The organism is Algoriphagus sp. PAP.12, from assembly GCF_026652115.1.
GTDB lineage: Bacteria > Bacteroidota > Bacteroidia > Cytophagales > Cyclobacteriaceae > Algoriphagus.
This window is the reverse complement of the sequence record NZ_JAPPSQ010000010.1, coordinates 178,180-197,533: the sequence shown is the minus strand read 5'-3', so window position 1 is coordinate 197,533 and position 19,354 is coordinate 178,180. Positions and strand designations below refer to the sequence as shown.

18 protein-coding genes are annotated in these 19,354 nt (G+C 39.3%); 9 read left to right on the top strand and 9 right to left on the bottom strand.

Annotated elements, in window-relative coordinates; all coding sequences use genetic code 11:
* Positions 1 to 119 precede the first annotated feature (119 nt).
* From O0V13_RS13615 to O0V13_RS13595, 5 genes are read left to right on the top strand one after another with little or no spacing between them, the layout of a single operon-like run.
* Complete coding sequence (locus O0V13_RS13615) at positions 120 to 1,355, top strand: dihydroorotase (protein ID WP_268035515.1); 1,236 nt, start codon at positions 120 to 122, stop codon at positions 1,353 to 1,355.
* A complete protein-coding gene (locus tag O0V13_RS13610; protein WP_268035514.1) occupies positions 1,352 to 1,864 on the top strand; it encodes a DUF4199 domain-containing protein in 513 nt (170 codons plus the stop codon). The genes O0V13_RS13615 and O0V13_RS13610 overlap by 4 nt, the downstream gene beginning before the upstream one ends.
* A gap of 7 nt (positions 1,865 to 1,871) precedes the next feature.
* Complete coding sequence (locus tag O0V13_RS13605; protein ID WP_268035513.1) at positions 1,872 to 2,420, top strand: DUF4199 domain-containing protein; 549 nt, start codon at positions 1,872 to 1,874, stop codon at positions 2,418 to 2,420.
* A gap of 1 nt (position 2,421) precedes the next feature.
* Positions 2,422 to 3,384, top strand: a complete 963-nt coding sequence (locus O0V13_RS13600) for a glycosyltransferase family 2 protein (RefSeq protein WP_268035512.1) — start codon at positions 2,422 to 2,424, stop codon at positions 3,382 to 3,384.
* A complete protein-coding gene (locus O0V13_RS13595; RefSeq protein ID WP_268035511.1) occupies positions 3,384 to 4,340 on the top strand; it encodes a glycosyltransferase family 2 protein in 957 nt (318 codons plus the stop codon). The genes O0V13_RS13600 and O0V13_RS13595 overlap by 1 nt, the downstream gene beginning before the upstream one ends.
* Here the strand turns inward: O0V13_RS13595 and O0V13_RS13590 are convergent.
* Positions 4,337 to 5,101 carry a class I SAM-dependent methyltransferase gene (locus O0V13_RS13590; protein WP_268035510.1) on the bottom strand — a complete coding sequence of 255 codons (765 nt, stop codon included), beginning with the start codon at positions 5,099 to 5,101 and terminating at the stop codon, positions 4,337 to 4,339. The two genes, O0V13_RS13595 and O0V13_RS13590, sit on opposite strands and share 4 nt — an antisense overlap.
* Before the next feature lie 163 nt (positions 5,102 to 5,264).
* On the opposite strand from O0V13_RS13590, the gene O0V13_RS13585 reads away from it, so the two are divergent.
* Entirely contained in the window at positions 5,265 to 6,743 is a 1,479-nt protein-coding gene (locus tag O0V13_RS13585) for a TolC family protein (RefSeq protein ID WP_442780926.1), read from the top strand.
* A 44-nt stretch (positions 6,744 to 6,787) separates the two neighbouring features.
* Here the strand turns inward: O0V13_RS13585 and O0V13_RS13580 are convergent, their stop codons facing one another.
* The 8 genes from O0V13_RS13580 to O0V13_RS13545 all read right to left on the bottom strand — a co-directional run bounded on the left by O0V13_RS13580 (position 6,788) and on the right by O0V13_RS13545 (position 10,369).
* Complete coding sequence (locus O0V13_RS13580; RefSeq protein WP_268035508.1) at positions 6,788 to 6,949, bottom strand: Arc family DNA binding domain-containing protein; 162 nt, start codon at positions 6,947 to 6,949, stop codon at positions 6,788 to 6,790.
* A gap of 3 nt (positions 6,950 to 6,952) precedes the next feature.
* Complete coding sequence (locus O0V13_RS13575) at positions 6,953 to 7,444, bottom strand: hypothetical protein (protein ID WP_268035507.1); 492 nt, start codon at positions 7,442 to 7,444, stop codon at positions 6,953 to 6,955.
* 1 nt (position 7,445) lies between these two features.
* Positions 7,446 to 8,300, bottom strand: a complete 855-nt coding sequence (locus tag O0V13_RS13570) for an SPFH domain-containing protein (RefSeq protein WP_442780927.1) — start codon at positions 8,298 to 8,300, stop codon at positions 7,446 to 7,448.
* 110 nt (positions 8,301 to 8,410) lie between these two features.
* The gene (ftsY, locus tag O0V13_RS13565; protein ID WP_073572425.1) at positions 8,411 to 9,370 is read right to left on the bottom strand and encodes a signal recognition particle-docking protein FtsY; all 960 of its coding nucleotides are present in this window, start codon (positions 9,368 to 9,370) and stop codon (positions 8,411 to 8,413) included.
* 91 nt (positions 9,371 to 9,461) lie between these two features.
* Positions 9,462 to 9,614 (bottom strand): DUF4295 domain-containing protein, encoded by a 153-nt coding sequence (locus tag O0V13_RS13560; RefSeq protein ID WP_073572424.1) that lies wholly within the window; start codon positions 9,612 to 9,614, stop codon positions 9,462 to 9,464.
* Between the two features lie 37 nt (positions 9,615 to 9,651).
* A complete protein-coding gene (gene rpmG / locus O0V13_RS13555; protein WP_014020702.1) occupies positions 9,652 to 9,834 on the bottom strand; it encodes a 50S ribosomal protein L33 in 183 nt (60 codons plus the stop codon).
* Positions 9,835 to 9,866: 32 nt separating this feature from the next.
* Positions 9,867 to 10,109, bottom strand: a complete 243-nt coding sequence (gene rpmB, locus O0V13_RS13550; protein ID WP_026956535.1) for a 50S ribosomal protein L28 — start codon at positions 10,107 to 10,109, stop codon at positions 9,867 to 9,869.
* A gap of 104 nt (positions 10,110 to 10,213) precedes the next feature.
* Positions 10,214 to 10,369: a DUF5522 domain-containing protein gene (locus O0V13_RS13545; RefSeq protein ID WP_268035505.1), complete on the bottom strand. Its 156-nt coding sequence runs from the start codon at positions 10,367 to 10,369 to the stop codon at positions 10,214 to 10,216.
* A 72-nt stretch (positions 10,370 to 10,441) separates the two neighbouring features.
* On the opposite strand from O0V13_RS13545, the gene rocD reads away from it, so the two are divergent.
* From rocD to O0V13_RS13530, 3 genes are all read left to right on the top strand, one after another.
* Positions 10,442 to 11,680 (top strand): ornithine--oxo-acid transaminase, encoded by a 1,239-nt coding sequence (gene rocD, locus O0V13_RS13540; RefSeq protein ID WP_268035504.1) that lies wholly within the window; start codon positions 10,442 to 10,444, stop codon positions 11,678 to 11,680.
* A gap of 69 nt (positions 11,681 to 11,749) precedes the next feature.
* Positions 11,750 to 12,406 (top strand): HAD family hydrolase, encoded by a 657-nt coding sequence (locus tag O0V13_RS13535; protein ID WP_268035503.1) that lies wholly within the window; start codon positions 11,750 to 11,752, stop codon positions 12,404 to 12,406.
* Positions 12,407 to 12,734: 328 nt separating this feature from the next.
* Positions 12,735 to 19,352, top strand: a complete 6,618-nt coding sequence (locus tag O0V13_RS13530) for a DUF6603 domain-containing protein (RefSeq protein ID WP_268035502.1) — start codon at positions 12,735 to 12,737, stop codon at positions 19,350 to 19,352.
* The last annotated feature ends 2 nt before the right edge of the window (positions 19,353 to 19,354 follow it).

Below are 19,354 nucleotides of genomic sequence, written 5' to 3'. Positions count from 1 at the left end.
TTTTCAAAACCTATAGCCTCTTTGGTCTTTGTTATTTTTTTGACTCCAAATGAATTCTAGATCGTAGTTTGCTTTTCATTTTTAGAATATTGTTGCAGTTTTGCATCAAATCAAGAATAATGGCTGTACTCTTCAAAGGTCTCAACCTTTACACTTCAGGAAAATTCTCAAAAGGGGATTTTATTTTTGATCAAGGTTCTTTAGAACCTTTCTCCTCTTCCTTTTCTGGAGATATTGAACAAGAAATTGACGCTTCCAATTTATTAGGGAGTCAAGGTTGGATTGATCTTAGAACGCTTTGTGGTGAGCCTGGATTAGAATATAAAGAGACAATTGAATCTTTATGTGAATCTCTTCAGGTAAGTGGTTTTTCTATGGCGGTTTTAATGCCTAATACTGAACCTACCATTCAATCCAAAAATGATGTTGATTTTGTAAAATCAAAATCGGCTACTTTTGGACCAGAGCTGTTAGTGCAAGGTGCGGTTACCAAAAATGTGTCAGGAGAAGATCTTACAGAGATCTTAGATATGCATTATCAATCCGGTGTTACTTTATTTGGAGAGGGTACTACTACTCTTTCCAATAGCGATCGCTTTTTGAAAGTGATTCAATACCTTCAGAAATTCAATGGGATTTTGTTTGATCATTCTTATGATCCTCTATTGGCAATTTTCGGTCAAATGCATGAAGGGGAAGTTTCTACTCATTTAGGAATGAAAGGCATACCTAGCCTTGCTGAAGAAGTGGCAATTCACAAAAATTTGGAGTTGATTCGCTATGCAGGGGGGCGTGTTCATTTTCAAACTTTAAGTACTGCTAAAGGAGTAGAATTGATTCGTCAGGCTAAAAAGGATGGTTTGTCCGTTACTGCGGATGTTTCTATTTATCAATTGTTGTTTACTGATTCTAATTTGGAAGATTTTGATTCCAATTATAAGGTTAAGCCTCCTTTTAGGAGTGAATCTGATAAGCATGCTTTGATTGAAGGTTTGAAAGATGGTACTATTGATGCCATTGTTTCCAATCATCAGCCCCAGGACTTTGATTCTAAATTTATGGAATTTGATTTGGCAGCTTTCGGAATGGCTGGCTTGCAAACATTCCTTCCAGCAATGAATTCACTTATTGAACAATTGGGCTGGGAACTGCTTTTGGATAAAGTCACAAATGGCCCTCAGAAAGTACTAGGTTTAGAAGAAAATAAATCTTGGACAATTTTTGATCCATTTGAAAAGTGGGTTTATGATCGAAAATCCAATAAATCATTAGCTTCTAATCATCCCTGGTTTAGTCAGGAGTTGACCGGAAAGGTTAAGTATGTTATCCAAAAAGGGAAGTTGACTCAACTATGAGCAAGTATTTTGGATCGGCCTATCAATTTGGGACTCTTGGAGGGATCCTGAGTTTAGTTGCGTTTGGAGTGATGTCATGGTTGCAAACCGACCCTACTAATCTCAGCTTGATCTTCGGGTATGTAATAACCCCAGTTTCTATATTTCTTGCATTAAAGTATTTTAAAGACTACTCCAATAATGGGTATATTTCCTTTTCGGAAGGTATGTCTGTTGGCTTTGTTACTTATCTAATTATTGGATTGATTTCCGGATTGGGGATTTGGATTATTTTATTGGTTTTCCCCGATTTCTTCGAAAGTATCAAAGCTTCTAAGTTGGAGGTTTTGGACTCAAGTAAGGAAACTATCATTGGTCAGGTAGGTGAGGAATCTTTTCAAAGTACACTCACAAGTGTGAAAGCAATGGTTCCATTTGATATCGCACTGAATGACAGTATTTGGAAAATCATTCCCGGTCTTTTTTTTAGCATCATTATTTCTATTATTTTAAGGAAAAACCCTAATTAATTATTTTATGGAAGAGCAACAATCTCCTTTTCAAGCAGCACTTAAACCCGGTTTAACAATCGGACTTGTTTCTGTCGCAATAACGTATTTGGCATATTTTATTAATTCATCTCTCCTGGCTTCAGGGTGGTTTGGCTTAGTTGCTTTGGTCGTATTCTTTGCTCTGATCATTTATTTTGGTAAGCAGTACAGAACTGAAATTGGCGGATTCATGTCATTTGGCACCGCATTCAATTTTAGTTTCATTACTATCATTATTTCTGGTCTTGTAAGCTTGATAGGACAGATTTTACTGTTTCATGTTGTTGACCCAGCATTACCTGGTGTTTTGGCTGATGAGACTTTGAAGACCACTTTAGAAATGATGGAAAACTTTGGTGCAAACCCTGATGATCTACCAGCTGAGCAATTGGATGAAATCAGAGAAAACACTCAAAACAACTTTACAATTTTGGGTCAAATCAAGAACTTTGGATTTGGATTGATCATTTACGCTATCATTTCCCTAATCGTAGCAGCTATTATTAAGAAGAGAGATAAGTCTCTAGATTATTAAAATGATTCAAATCTCCACCGTTATTCCCGTTTTCAACGAGGAAGAGTCATTGCCAGAATTAACTCAATGGATTAGCCGTGTCATGAATGACAACGGCTTTTCTTATGAAATTATCTTTATTAATGATGGGAGTACGGATGGTTCCTGGGACGAGATTCAAAAATTAGCATCTACTAATGGCAATGTAAAAGCCATAAATTTTACTAGAAACTATGGAAAGTCCGCTGCCTTGGATGCAGGCTTTAAAAAGGCTCAGGGCAAGGTTGTAATTACTTTGGATGCAGACCTTCAAGACAGTCCGGATGAAATTCCTGGTCTATATAAAATGGTCACCGAGGATGGCCTCGATGTTGTTTCCGGTTGGAAAAAAGAAAGACACGATCCGATTACAAAGACTGTTCCTTCCAAATTTTTTAATGCAGTGACTCGATGGATTTCCGGGATCAAACTCCATGATTTCAACTGTGGTCTGAAAGCTTACAAATTGAAAGTGGTCAAGAATATCCAAATTTATGGAGAGATGCACCGCTATATCCCATTGTTGGCCAAGTGGAATGGTTTCCCAAAAATCGGTGAAAAGGTAGTTCAACACCAAGCCAGGAAATACGGGTATTCCAAGTTTGGAATCGAAAGATTTCTAAATGGGTTTTTGGATCTGATTTCGGTTTCCTTTGTTCATCGATATAAGAAAAAGCCGATGCACTTCTTCGGTCTTTTAGGGACTTTATCATTTTTGACCGGATTTGTGATCACCTGTTGGTTGATTTTTGAAAAAGTCTATGGCTTAAGCAAAGGTTTGAAAGTGAGAGAAATTGTAGACCAGCCTTTGTTTTTCCTTGCACTAGTTGCTTTGATCATCGGAGTACAACTTTTTGTTACTGGTTTTATTGCTGAATTGATGACATCTAATCAATCAAAAGAAACCGAGTATAAAATCGACGAAGAGCTGAATTTTGATTTTTGATGTTGTTTTCGGTAATCATACCGGTTTACAACCGACCCGATGAGCTGACCGAGCTATTAACTAGTTTAAGGGAGCAGACCATCCGAAATTTTGAAGTAGTGGTTGTGGAAGATGGCTCGAGCAATCCTTCAGACACCATTATTGATTCTTTTCAAAAGGACCTAGAAATCCAATATATTTTCCAAGAAAATACCGGACAAGGCTTTGCCAGAAATCATGGAATGAAACTTGCCAAAGGTGACTTTTTTGTGATTTTGGATTCTGATGTTATTCTTCCTTCGGATTATTTGGAAAAACTTGAAAATGCCATCCAAACTTGGGGACTGGATGCATTTGGCGGGCCTGATGCAGCAAAGGATGATTTTTCTTCCCTTCAAAAAGCGATGGATTTTGCGATGACTTCCTTTTGGACTACTGGTGGAATAAGAGGGAAGATGAAGGATCCAAGTAAATACCAAGCTAGAGGTTTTAACATGGGGGTGTCTCGTGCTGTTTTTGAGGATTTGGGAGGATTTGTAGATCCAAATAGAGGAGAGGATATCGAATGGAGCCTTCGGATAAAAAAAGCAGGATATAAGCTGGAATTGGTCGAGGGGGCTTTTGTCTACCACAAAAGGAAAAATACGCTTGGAAGTTTTGCAAAGCAGGCCTTTTCCTTCGGTCAAAACAGGGTGAATGTTTCCCGATTCCATCCTGGAGCCATTAAGTTGGTCCATTTATTTCCCAGTCTTTTTTTACTGTTTTTAATTGCAACACTTGCCGGAGTCTTGCCGGACACGATGATTCTACAGAGATTTCTTCTGGGTTTTTGGGCAGGGATGATTTTGATATCTGCCACTGGACAAACTAGATCAATTTGGGTAGGTCTACTTTCCTTAGTTTGCTCTGTAGTCCAATTGTCAAGTTATGGCTTGGGATTGATTTACGAGCTTCTAGTAAAGCTTTTCAAAGGTTAGTTTCCTTTCCTGCAGACAAAAATAATCTCTTCAGAAGGCAATGCGTATTTCGCGACTATTTCCTGAGGAAGCTCTTTCACAAACTTGTTTTCTTCAATTTGGATCCCTGATTTTCTTAGCCTTTTAGCATAATCATTTCCATATTTTCTCACATGATCTCTTTGACCAAAAATCCTTTCCCGCTCGGCTGGGTCAGTGATGGTATTGTCTTCCAATGTCTCAGGGAGGTTGTAGACGGGAGATTGAAGGATTCCCCACCCGTTTGGCTTCAAAACCCGATTGAATTCCTGACAAGCCTTGATATCACTGTCTACATGTTCCAAGACATGGTTGCAAAAAACGACGTCAAAAGAGTTTTCAGGAAATGGAATATCATGAACATCCATTTTCACCTTTGCCAATGGAGACTCTATATCTGCAGTGATGTATTCCAAGTTAGGCAACGCTTCAAACCTTTCGATAAAGCAGTGCTCTGGTGCTACATGTAAAACTTTCAAAGGAGCTGAGAAAAAATCTGTCTTCTCTTTTAGAAATAACCACATTAAGCGGTGACGTTCAAGAGAGAGACAATTGGGACAAAGTGCATTTTCTCTGGCAATTCTACCATAGGGTAAGAACTTCTTGTATTCCTTTTGGCATACTGGACACTGGACTCCAGTACCTTGATTACTCAATGCCAGAACTTTCATAGCCAAAGGACTTACTCTTTGAAGAAATGGCCTTGGGATGTATCGGATGACGAAACTGATTAGTTTTTTCATAGGGATTTCAGGCCGCAAGATAAGGAATCCAATTGGGAAGGGCAGGGGAAAATCAATCTGAAAATTTTAGGAAATTTAAGACTCGAGGGATTTTTAAGCATTGGGATTTGCATTAACTATCATTATTTTAGATCGATTCCTTTTTATACCAATAAAAACCTCAATGAAAATCGACAGCACTTTTATCTCGATTCTTTTTTGTCTTGTGTTTATCTCTTTTACGGCCCATTCTCAAAACTCCGTTACATATAGTCTGGATCAAATGGTTCAACAAGCAAAGGACCGTTCTCCAGCCGCATTAAGAGCCTCTACCAGACGAGAAAATAGCTATTGGCAATATCGTTTGTTCAAATCCGATTACAATCCCCAATTGCGATTGATTGGGACTATTCCTGGTTACACGAGATCTATCACTGGGGTTTTGCAGCCAGATGGATCTATTGATTACCGAGGTGTCCAGCAAAATAATGTAAACCTTGGACTTGGACTTGAACAAGTGATTTCAGGCACTGGAGGGACAGTTTCAGTAAATACTTCCACCAATAGATTTGATAATTATTTAGCCGGCCCAGATGATATCAAAACTCAATGGTCAGGGATTCCGGTCAATGTGCGATTGGCTCAACCCATATTTGCGTTCAATGCCTATAAGTGGAATAAGAAAATAGAGCCTCTACTTTTTGAAGAAAGTAAAAGGGTTTATGTCCAAGAAATGGAAGAAGTCTCATTTAATGTGACTCAACTCTATTTTCAGTACCTCATTGCTCAGGTGAATTTGGATATCGCTACCCAGAATTTAGATAATTACGAAGATGTTTTTGAAGTAGAACAGAAGCGATATGAATTAGGGACAACTTTTGAAGATAAATTGCTTCAAGTGGAATTGCAGGTGCTACAAGCTCAGCAAGATCTGGCTCAAGCCAAATTGGATTTGGAAAGTTCTGCTCTGATGGTCAACTCCTATATTGGATTAGACCCTTCTACGGATATCCATTTATTGGCACCAGAAATTCTTCCTGATTTCGAAGTGAATGTGGATGAAGCTATTGAGTTGGCTTTTCAAAATAGATCAGAAGCATTGGAATTTGATCGTAGAAAACTACAAGCTGAGGCACAAGTAGCTGAAGCAAAAGGACAACGGATGCAAATGCAGCTTAATGCGAGTTATGGGTACAATAATGCCGCGTTGACTTGGGGTGATATCTATACCAATCCAAATTCTTCAGCAATTGTGAATTTGGGGATTTCAGTTCCAATTTTGGATTGGGGAAGGAATAAGGCCAGAATGTCATTGGCTGAGGCAAATCAGCAATTGGAAGAGTATACGATTCAGCAGGACTTGATCACTTTTGAACAGGAGATTTTCACCAAAGTGAAGAATTTTCTGATGATCAGAGATCGCCTTGAAGTAACGAAAACTTCAGATGATGTAGCTCAAAGAAGGTATGAAATCGCGTTGAGAAGATACCAGACAGGAAATGTGACTATTACTGATTTGAATATTGCCCAAGGGGAAAAGGATACTAATAAAAGAGCTTATTACAATGCCTTACAGGATTTTTGGTTGGCATATTATGAGCTTAGAGCTTTGACCTTGTATGATTTTGAAAATGACGAGTTATTATATAATCCAGAGATATAAATAAAAGTTAATCAGGGCTGTTTCTTGAACCTATTCAGCCTTTTTTAATCTCCTTTTTTTGGGAGTCTTCCAGATTTTTTCAAAGCCTCTCTGATGATCCATTCCAATTGTCCATTGGTACTACGAAATTCATCAGCAGCCCATTTTTCAATGGCTTTCATGGTATTTTCGTCAATTCTAAGTGCAAATGCTTTTTTACTTGGCATAATTTAATCCTCCCTCCAATTTTCCAAAAAAGCTTTTAAATCCTTTGCTTTCTTGGTTCCCAACATGACCTTTTTCTTATCTCCAAAATCAATTAAGACTCCTTCATCGCCTAGGATACTATAGGCCTTTGTGGTTTTGTTGCCTTTCATTCCCCAGCCTCCAAAGTCCGAAATTGGACTATAGGAAATAACCTCTGCAGATTTGATTGTGTCGATTGGGATTACTCTCCATTTGTTCAAAAATGGTTTAAAACGATACTGAATACCTTTATGGTCAATTCTTGTTTGTAGTTGAATACTCATCAATAAAAAGAAGGCTGCCGCCATTATCAAGAAAACCAGTCCTAAATGAAAGATGATGTCTTGACTTTCTGATTTTGAATTAAACAGAATAACAGTAACTAACACCAAACTGGGGAGCTCGGTCATGAGTATTAAATACATGACCCAAGTTCCCCTGTAGTTTTGGGTTTCGTTAAAAACCTGGTTGCTCATTTTATTGATGTAGAGTTCCTACGTTAAGTACAGGACTTGCACTTTTATCGGAGCAAAGTACTACCATTAGGTTTGAAACCATGGTTGCTTTTTTCTCCTCATCAAACTCAATGATGTCTTTTACTTTCAAGTCCTCCAAGGCCATTTCAACCATTCCTACAGCCCCTTCTACAATCTTTTGCCTAGCTGCTACGATCGCTGTAGCCTGTTGTCTCTGAAGCATAGCTGATGCGATTTCAGACGCATAAGCCAAGTGAGAAATTCTAGCTTCGATTACCTTGATTCCAGCATGATTTAATCTGTCGACAATCTCAGCTTCCAAGGAATGATTCACTTCTTCCACCCCAGATCTCAAAGTGACTTCAGCTTCTTCATCCTCAAAATTGTCATAAGGATAGGAGCCGGCCATCTTACGAACTGCAGCATCTGATTGCAAGTGAACAAAATTCTCATAGTCATCTACATCAAAGGTTGCTTTGAAAGTGTCTTCGACTTGCCAAACTACAATCGTACCTACCATTACTGGGTTACCGATCTTATCATTCACCTTCAATGGCTTGTTTTCAAAATTTCTCACTCGGAGAGAAATCTTCTTTTTGGTCATAAAGGGATTCACCCAAAAGAAACCGTTTGCTTTTACTGTTCCTTTATAATCACCAAAAAGCAAAAGAACCATTGCCTTGTTCGGTTCGACGATAAAGAAACCTGGAATACAAAAGAAAGCTAAGATCAATAAAGGTGCTCCAAAGATTGGATTCACATTTAGGATCATAAAAATTCCAATGGCTATTGCGGCTAAGATTGTCAAAATCATGACATAGCCGGATGTGGGTTTTGTTATTTTTTCCATTTCAATATGATGTTAAAATGATATCATTATGAATTACGATAAAAAAATTCAAAGGTTCAAAAAAATGCAAAAAAAAGCCCCGAATAGTTCGGGGCTCACAATGATTTATGTTGCTTTTATGACTTCTTAGTAAATAAAGAGTCGACAAATTCTTTTCTGTTAAATATTTGAAGATCAGTCATCTTTTCGCCTACTCCGATGTATTTGACAGGAATTTTAAATTGATCACTGATTCCTATAACAACTCCGCCTTTGGCTGTTCCGTCCAGCTTGGTGATCGCAAGAGAAGTGATTTCAGTAACTTTGGTAAATTCTTTTGCTTGGATAAAAGCGTTCTGTCCTGTGGATCCATCCAAGACAAGCATGATCTCATGTGGGGCATCAGGAATGAATTTTTGCATCACTCGCTTGATCTTTCCCAGTTCATTCATCAGGTTTACTTTGGTATGCAGCCTTCCAGCTGTGTCCACTATAACCACATCTGCATTTTGCTCGACTCCTTGCTTGACGGCGTCAAAAGCAACCGAAGCTGGATCAGTATTCATTCCATGAGAAATCACAGGTACTCCGACTCTGTCTCCCCACAGGATCAATTGATCAACCGCAGCAGCTCTAAAAGTATCGGCAGCTCCCAAGATTACATTCTTGCCGGCATTCTTAAACATGTTGGCAAGCTTGCCAATGGTGGTTGTTTTACCTACGCCATTAACTCCTACCACCATGATGACATAAGGTTTCTTGCCTTCAGGAATATCGAAATCCAAGAGGTCCTGAGAATTGTTCTCTTCCAAAAGAGCTGCAATTTCCTCTTTAAGGATTATGTCTAGTTCTTCAGTGTTCAGGTATTTATCCCTTGCTACTCTTTCTTCAATTCGCTGAATCACCTTGATAGTAGTATCCACACCTACATCAGAAGTGATCAGAATTTCTTCCAATTCATCCAGAACTTCTTCGTCTACCTTGGATTTTCCGACTACAGCTTTGCTTAGTTTGGAAAATATATTTTCGTTAGACTTTTGAAGTCCTTGGTCAAGACTTTCCTTTTTGTCTTTTGAGAAAAAACCGAAAATTCCCATACAAGATTTTTTTAAAAGTGGAATATAATGAAAAAGTCCCTGCTGACCGATGGACAGAGGGACTGAAAATCATTACGATGCTCTTGGCAAATTATTTTTTCAAGGTGTCCTGTACCGCAGTGGAAGGAACCATTTCTTCTTTGAAGGTGTATGCACCAGTCTTGTCAGACTTAACGGCTCTAATTACTTTGGAGTAAGATATGCCACCTTCTTTCTTAAGGGTTGCTACTACTTTCTTAGCCATGTCTTTGTTAGTTTATCGGAGTCAACTCCGTGATAAATTACTTAATTTCTTTATGAACAGTCACCTTCTTCAAGATAGGGTTGAATTTTTTCAACTCCAATCTTTCAGTGGTATTCTTTCTGTTCTTGGTAGTGATGTATCTTGAAGTACCAGGCATGCCAGAGGTCTTGTGCTCTGTGCATTCCAAAATCACTTGTACTCTATTTCCTTTCTTAGCCATCTTTCTATTCGTTTATATCGTCGTGACTTTGATTATCTGATTACAATCATTCCTTTATCCTGAGCATCTTTCAATACTGCAGTGATACCTTTTTTGTTGATCGTCTTCAATGCTTTAGAGCACACTTTCAAAGTGATCCATGCGTCTTCTTCAGGAACGTAGAAAGTCTTCTTGTGAAGATTTGGGTAAAATCTACGCTTGGTCTTGTTGTTTGCATGGGACACGTTGTTACCTACTCGAGGTCTTTTTCCGGTAATGTCACAAACTTTTGCCATGATTCTTTATCGTAATTTGAATGCGTTTCTGTAATGAGTCTGCAAATATCGGAACTTTTTGGGAATTAACAACAAAGGGATTTAAAAATATTCAAGATACTTTTTTATTCTTTGCCATAAGGGCAGTGTTTACACCCATTTCCGCAGCAATAGCCTCTTTTTAAATGATATTTTGCAGTGAAGACCATGAGCCCTTGCTCATTCATATAATAGTCTTCTGCTTCCAAAGTCGGTAATTGCCTCTTCTTTCCCTGTTTCATTCTTTTAGCGCTAGCGCAATCACTATATTTGTGACTAAGGAATCATTTTAGAAACCAAAAATACAAAAAAACATGGAGACCATCACTTCTAGCAAGCAGGCAATTGCCCTCGAGGACAAATACGGAGCTCATAACTACCACCCACTACCCGTGGTATTGACTCGAGGAGAGGGAGTGTTCTTGTGGGATGTGGAAGGGAAAAAGTATTACGACTTCCTATCTGCTTATTCAGCGGTGAACCAAGGCCATTGCCATCCTAGGATTAAAAATGCTCTTGTTGAACAGGCAGGCACTTTAACTTTGACTTCGAGAGCTTTTTACAATGATGTATTGGGACCTTTTGAAAAATACGTGACTGAATATTTCGGTTTTGACAAGGTGCTACCTATGAATACGGGAGCAGAAGGAGTAGAAACAGCGATCAAGATTGCCAGAAAATGGGGATATGAAAGAAAAGGTGTCGCTGAAAATGAAGCTAAAATCATCGTTGCTGAAAATAATTTCCACGGTAGAACTACCACGATCATTTCATTCTCCAATGATCCGGTAGCAAGAAAGAATTTCGGACCTTATACAAATGGATTTATCAAGGTACCATATAATGATACAGAGGCATTGGCGGAAGCTTTGAAGGAACCGGGAGTTGTTGGCTTTTTAGTTGAGCCTATCCAAGGTGAAGCAGGGGTTTACGTTCCAGATGAAGGTTATTTGAGCAAGGCAAATCAAATGTGTAAGGATCATCAGGTCTTGTTTATCGCTGATGAGATTCAGACGGGGATTGCTCGAACAGGAAAGCTATTGGCCGTAGATCATGAAAATGTCAAGCCAGATATGTTGATTTTGGGCAAAGCGATATCTGGAGGTTTCTATCCAGTTTCTGCAGTTTTGGCAGATAATGAGGTGATGGATGTGATTAAGCCTGGTCAGCACGGATCTACTTTTGGTGGAAATCCATTAGGTGCAAAGGTGGCCATGGCTGCTTTGGATGTGATCAAAGATGAAAAGTTGGCTGAAAATGCAGAGTACTTAGGTCAGATATTCAGAACTCGCATGCAAAAAGTGGTAGAGAAATATCCAATAGCCAAATTGGTGAGAGGAAAAGGATTATTGAATGCGGTAGTGATTAATGATTCTGAAGATAGCTCGACTGCTTGGGATATTTGTGTGAGACTTGCAGATTACGGTCTTTTGGCGAAGCCAACTCATGGAAACATTATCCGCTTTGCTCCACCTTTGGTAATGACTGAAGAGCAAATTCATGAATGCTGTGATATCATTGAGAAAGTGATTGCGGAGTTTGATAAAAAGTAAAATCTATTGAACTGATTTTAGGTCGCTTTCTGTTGTGTGCGGAAAGCGATCTTTTTATTTATAAATAGTATGAGTCAAGCAGTAATATTCGATATGGATGGTGTGATTTGTCATACCAATCCATTTCATTCATTAGCATTCAAGGAGTTTTTTGCAAAGCGAGATTTGCATCCAACAGAAGAGGAGTTTGCTTCTCATATGTATGGGAAAAGTAACTCTTATATAATGAGCCATTTTTTTGGGAGAAAAATCGAAGGTCAGGAATTGTTGGATTTGGAAGATGAAAAGGAAAGCCTGTTTCGTGAAATTTACCAGCATCACGTTGATCCAATCACTGGTTTTTTGGAGTTTTTCCATGGCTTGAAAGAGAATGGGTTTAAAACTGGTGTAGCAACTTCAGCCCCACAAGCAAATCTTGATTTGATTGCGGGTAAACTAGATTTGTTCCCTCATTTTGGTTCTGCTTTGGCTAGTGAAAATGTCACTAAACATAAGCCTGATCCGGAAGTTTATTTGAAATCTGCAGCAAACCTTCAGGTAGATCCAGAAAACTGTTTGGTGTTTGAGGATTCATTTTCGGGAATTACAGCCGGACTCAATGCTGGAATGAAAGTAGTTGCGGTTTTATCCTCACATACAAAGGCCGAGCTACCAGAAAGTCATTTTTATATCAATGACTATAGAGAGATTACACAGGATAAAGTCAAGAGCTTACTTGCAATTTAAAAATTCAACTTTTGTAAAATTCGAATTTTAAGAAAAATAGGATTCAAAAGAGCAAGCTTTAAAACTTGCTCTTTTTTTATTGCTTGGGACTGGCTTTCAAGATCTTGTAAGAAACACAATTTAGGTGGATTAAAAATATTTTATAACTAAAACAAGATTTTTTGAATTTTGCATTTATGAAATTGTACGATATTATTTTTGCTTTAATAGGCTTGGGTTGAAATATAATTTTTTAGAATAATAGAGGAGTATATTTTTTTATTTCTCCCGCAAACTGGTTAAATTCAGCAGATTGTGATTTTGTTTAATTTTTAGAAATCAATTTTTTATGGCTACTGTTAATTTGCCTTTTGAGTCTTTACTCACTGATATCGGTCTGGGACAACTTAAAGATCAATTGGATCAATTGATTGCAAACCCCTCGGATACTGCAGAAATGGTGTTTGAGCATTTGAAAGATCAGGTAGATTCTCCAATCAATTTACCGGTTGTCATTTCAAAGCCTGCTGATCAATATATCATCGAGGCCGCCGAAGATTTAATAGCCAATAATCAAGAGTTTTTCCTTCATGAGTTGGAGTCTGTTTTAAAGCAATTCAGAATCAAACTGAATGATGCAGCAACTCAAGTAGATGAGATTTTGATGCAAGGGGAGACTCAGTTGCAATCACTCAGGGATCGTGTGACTGATGAGCTATCGAAAATTCCCTACAGCATAGAGATTAGGGATGCAGGTGGAACTAATGAATTTTTCATCAATCAGACAGGGCCGATTGAGGCAAAAATACAAGGAGTTGAAGTCAATGTTATTTCTTCCTCTTTGGCTTTTACCTCTTCCACATTGACTGCTCTGGAGCTATCTATTGAGGCATTTTTACCAGGAATTCAAAATGAAGATGGCTCCGGTCCACACCAAGTAACTTTGAGTATTGAGTTTGGAACGGGAATCTTCACAGGTACTGCAGCCAATGTTCCTGCAGCGAGACTTCAAGGTTTTCGGGCGACAATAGATGAGCTAACACTTGTCATTCAAAATGGTGAATTTCAAGCTGGAACTCAGATTAGCGGAGAGCTGGTTTTTGATTTTTTGGATGATGGACAAAATGGTCCTGGAAAAATAGATTTTGAAGTAGAGCTCCTTAATAATGGAGATGTCAGGTATCAGGCTCAAAATCCAGAGGGGCAAGAACTGAAGAAAGGTAGTGTTTCGATTTTCTTTGAGCATATAGAAATAACAACCCATCCGGCAGCTGCTGCCGATGTGGCAATAAATGGATGGGCGGAACTTCCGGGAGTGGAAGATTCAAGTACTCAAGAGCCGGCCAAGACCAATTTTGATTTCTCCTATGCTGACCCTCATTTTGAGTTTACAGGGACTAATTTCACCCCAATCCCATTAGGATTTGGAACTGCAACTTTCGAAACTGTTTTTCTAAGAATTCACAAAGATGGAAATCTTGTTCAGAGTACTTGGGAAGGTGATCTCGAACTTCCATTATTTTCAAATGGTCAACTGGATTTTAACATTCAATTTGAGGATGCTCAGACTGATCGTCTGAAAATCGAGATCTCTGGTGGCCAGCCCATTCAGCATGGAGGGTTTGTATTGGATCTGCAGACCTATCAAATGTTATTCGAAAATGGTGAGCTTCAAGATGTTTCCGGAGAAGGAGAATTAACAATCCCTGAAATTACCTCCGGAACTCCCATTCAGGTTGAATTATCCTTTACAAAAGCAACAAATAGACTTGAGATAGCAGCGACTAATTTCGGAACCCCAGAAATAGCTGGTTGCCAAATTGATTTTGCTCAGATTCAATTCGTTTTCCTAAATGGAGCCTTTTCAAGTAGTGCAATCAATGGTCATCTCAAATTACCTGATGTAACAGATGGGGCAGGGATTCTATTTGATTTGGAAATAGCCAATCAAGGCAATGACTATACAATTCAATTAACTGGAAGCCCTCAGGACAGCGTCTTGAATTTCGGGCCTGTTCAATTGGAGGTAAGTTCTTTTGAATTGGAGGTTGTCAATTCTTTGGTTCAAAGTGTAAATGGGGCTGGTTCTATGCAATTGCCGGGATTAAGCCAGGCATTTGCATTTACTTTTGATGTGACGATCAATGGTCCAACTACCACTTATGCAATTCAAATCAATGACATCGCTGCTGAGATTGGAGGGTTTAATCTAAGCTTTACCCAGATAAATTTATCCAGTCAAGGAGGTCAGCAATTCTCTGCTAGCGCTGTGGGAAGTTTGACTTTGCCGGTTTTTGAAGATGGAGGAGCATTGGATTTTGCTGTTTCATTTGATAGAGATAATAATTATCACATAGCTGTAAACAGCGGAACTCAATTTGTGGAATTTGGAGATTTCAAACTTAACCAAGTTCAGATTGAATTGAATGTTCAAACTGGGGTGATTCAGGACTTCAGTGGAAGTGCTGGATTGCAGATTCCAGGATTCAATTCAGAGAGTGCGGTTTCCTTGGAATTCATCCAAATTCAAGACAGATATTTGATTGAATTGGATAATCCAGTCGATTTGGATCTCTTTGGAGGATCACTTCATATGGATTCTCTGGATTTTGAAATAAGAAATGGAAGCTTCTTTAGTGGCTTAGCATCCGGAACTTTTAACCTCCCAGATTCAACGGGTGGCGCAGGGATCCAATTTGAACTGACAATCGGCAATACCGGGAATGACTATACTATAGAATTGACTGGGACTCCTGATCAAAATACTGTGGAGTTTGGTCCTGTTGTTCTTCATTTTCAAAGCTTTAGCCTAACTGTTCAAAATGGAAATCTGCAATCCGTGACTGGGGCAGGAGCGTTGCAACTTCCTGGATTGAGCCAACCTTTCAACTTTAATATTTCGGTTGATACTTCCGGTGCAGATCCAATCTATATTATCGAATTGACTGATGTCACAGCGGATTTGGAAAGCTTCAACCTGCATTTTGATCAAATTAGAATTGAAAGTCAGGAAAGTCAGCAGTTTTCAGCTGCAGTCAACGGGGATATTACACTGCCAGTATTTGATGGTAGTCCGATTGCTTTCGATATCGCAATTGCAAGGACAAACAATTACACCATTGCTATTGACGGAACTGGACAGACTGCCAATTTCGGGATGTTTGTTTTGAGTAATGTGGCTTTTAGTATTCAGGTCGATAATGGTGCTGTCCAAAATGCAAGTGGTTCGGCAGGGTTCCATATTCCTGAATTGACGCAGCCAGATACTCCATTTACAGTTGATGTCAATTATTCTAAGAATGGCAATGAGGATTTTTCATTAAATGCGACGAATCTACCTCCTGCCGATTTAGCGATTTTCACTTTAAATATCGCTTCTCTCGCCTTCTTGATCAGAAACGGCTCCTTCGAATCAGGAGATCTGACAGGTTCGATGACCATGCCATTTTTTACCAATGGAGGAGGACTGAATTTCACTTTTGAAGTAAGCAATGGAGGAAATAGCTATACCATTGAGATCACATCGACCGGAACTCTAGAGGGGAATGGTCTAGAAGTAAAAGATATTGATTTGGAATTGGTGGTGAACAATGGCTCAATGCAGTCTATTTCGGGATCCTCCAAATTCAAATTGCCCGGTGGAGATGATTTTGTGGACGTTTCGATTGCCTATGATTCACCTCAAAATAAGCTAAGTTTTTCTGCTAGTCCTCTGCCATCTTTTTCAATTGGAGGGCTGACATTTGATTTTTCTGAATTTGGATTCTCGATCCAAAATGGAAACCTGACTGATGCTGTTTTTGCAGGAGAATTGACCATTCCTGCTTGCGACGCACCTAATGATAAACTCGGATTTAATTTTGAAGTAACAAATGGCAATGATTACACAATTCAAGCAAATCCTGGAGGAGGTAGAACTGAGCTGAAGCTTGGAGATGTCAGCCTTTTTATAGATGAGTTTGATTTAAGAATCCTGAATGGAGACTTGGAAAGCATTTCTGCTGAAGCAGGTTTAGGATTCTCAGGTTTTGAGCAAGAGGATGGCTCTGGACCTGCCGAAATCGGAATTGGCTTCAGCTACGATAAAGAGGATAACGAATATGGGATTTCTCTTTCCCAAGATCAGAAAATCAAAATCGGCGGATTTGCATTCACTTTAAAAGAGCTTGAACTCACCTTTACTCCAGATAGCCTTGAGTATCCTTTCTCTTTTGTAGGAGAATTGGAAATTCCGGGCTTAAAAGATGATTCGGATCAACCGGCAAAAATTGAGGTTACGTTCAATGTGCCTTCAGCTGGTAATTTCTCTGCTTCCATTGGCAGTTCTGCAGTATTCAATATTGGTTCGGTAAAGATTACAGTGACAGAGATTTCTGTAGTCAAAAATGGAGATGAAATAACAGTCTCTTTGAAAGGTCAACTTGAATTGGAAGGATTCAGTGGATTGGGAGGAGAATCAACCACTATTGCTGTTGATATAGAAATTGATAATCAGGGTGCATTCCATGTGTTGGGAGAAGTAACTCCAAGTACAAATGCACTTAAAGTACTGGATATTCCTAGTGTGGTCAGGATTTATCTGAACAAAATTGGATTAAGCAGAACGGCCGCAAACGAGTGGGATTTTATTTTGGGTGGATTGATCCAAAATCAAATTGTCATTCCTGGAATGGATAACCTTCTTCCAAGTGAGATCAATTTAAAAGATCTTCAATTTGGGAATTCCTTTGATATAGACTTAGACATTCGTTGGCCATCTGGCTTGAGTGTTTCATTTGGAGGAGCACAAAGTGAAGCCTTGATTCCTGTTAATGGGAAGTTTGGAAATGCCGTAAGCCTGGACGCCATCAAGATTACCTACAAAGATAATGGAGGAGCAGGAGTGGATCTGGGAGTGGCTTTCTCTGGAGCAAGCATCACATTAGGCCCGGTAGCGGCATCTGTCGAAGGGTTGGGAATAGAAGCGACACTTACAAAAGCGACTTTTGCCAATGGTTCACCACAGGGAGATTCCAATTTTGGTATTGTCAATATTGATATTCGATTTAAGCCACCAACAGGATTGGGTGTTTCCTTGGATACCCCTGTTTTCTCTGGAGGAGGTTATTTATTCTTCGATAAAGATAAAGGCGAGTATGCCGGAGCTGTAGAGCTTTCCTTTATGAATCTTTTTGCGGTTTCTGCAATCGGGATCATCAATAGTAAAATGCCAGATGGCAAGCCAGGGACCTCAGTTTTATTTATTGTCTCTGTAGAATTCGGAACTGGAATTGCCCTTGGCTTTGGGTTCTTCCTTTCTGGATTGGGAGGGATTCTGGGAATTCACAGGACTATACAAGTAGAAAGGTTACGTGATGGGGTAAGAACTGGAACCATCCAGAATATTCTCTTCCCTAAAAACATCATTGCCAATATCAATAAGATTCTTACTGATATCAAAGAAGTCTTCCCTGTCAAAAGAGATCAGTTTGTGATTGGCCCGATGGCCGCGATCACTTGGGGTGTACCGACCATCCTCAGAGTGGATTTGGGAGTTGTAATTGAGTTTGCGAGTCCAACCAAATTCGGAATCCTAGGTGTACTGAGAGTAATACTTCCTGATGAAAATGCCGCATTAATCAAAATCCAAGTTGCCTTCTTGGGGATGATTGATTTCGAAAAAGGCATGTTGAGCTTTGATGCCAGTCTTTTTGATTCGAAGGTTTTGACTTTTGGATTGGAAGGAGATATGGTTCTTAGAATTGGTTGGGGAGAAAAACCTGACTTTGTCCTTTCAGTAGGTGGTTTCCACCCGAGATTTACTCCACCAACCCACTTGGGTATCCCACCAATGAAGAGGTTGACTTTGAAGATTCTTTCTGGAAATCCTCGATTGACTCTAACATGCTATTTCGCAGTTACTTCCAATACAGTTCAATTTGGAGCGGGAATAGACTTTTATTTCGGTGTTGCAGGCTTCAAAGTCGTTGGTGAGTTCGGTTTCGATGTTTTGTTCCAATTCTCTCCATTCAGATTTATTGCTGATGCAAGGGCAAGATTGGCTGTCAAAGCCGGAAGCGCCACTTTGCTCAGCCTCTCTCTCGAATTTACTTTGGAAGGACCGACTCCATGGAGAGCAAAAGGTACCGCCAAATTCAAAATATTGTTCTTCTCTGTCAAAGTTAAGTTTGACGTTACCTGGGGAGATAAAAAAGATACCACATTACCTGATATCGAGGTATTGCCTCTGTTGCTCGAAGCAATGGATGATATCCAAAACTGGAGAAGCATACTTTCCAATCCAAACTCTGCCGGATTGCGCATGAAAGGATTGGCTTCAGAAGAAGAGTTGATTTTGACTCCAAATGGATCAATAGAGATCAGTCAGAAAGTAGTACCTCTAGAAGTAGAAATATCCAAGTTTGGTCAATTTAAGCCGTCGGATTATACCCAATTCGAGGTGGTAAGTATTCAGATTGGTTCTTCTACGGACTCAAACCCTACCTATATCACTGAATCATTTGCACCTGCGAATTTCTTGGATATCAAGGATAATGAAAAGCTTGCTTTGCCATCCTTCCAAGATCAAAACTCAGGAGTCAAACTCAAATCAACGGATACGCTCAAGACGGGAGCTGTTTTGGATAGAGATGTAGAATATGAGCAGCTGATTATGGATGAAGAAAATAACCTGTTTGCTGTAAATAGACTTTCGGCCCTAACTGGATTCAGTAAGCAAGAGACCACTTTCTTCAGTAGAACAGGGGCTGTAGGCAGGTCTGCTCTTTCAGCCTATCAATCCAGAGTGGTCAATTCGAAAAAAGTTGAACTTAAAAAACCAGGTTTTGCAGTAGTGGGAACCGATGATTTGAAAGTTGTCCAAGGAGCTCAAAAATTGTCCTACATGGAAGCCGTTCAAATCGCCAAAAAGTCGAGTTCCGGAACTCAGAGTGTACAAGTAGTAGCAAGTGATGTTTTAGCCTTATAAAT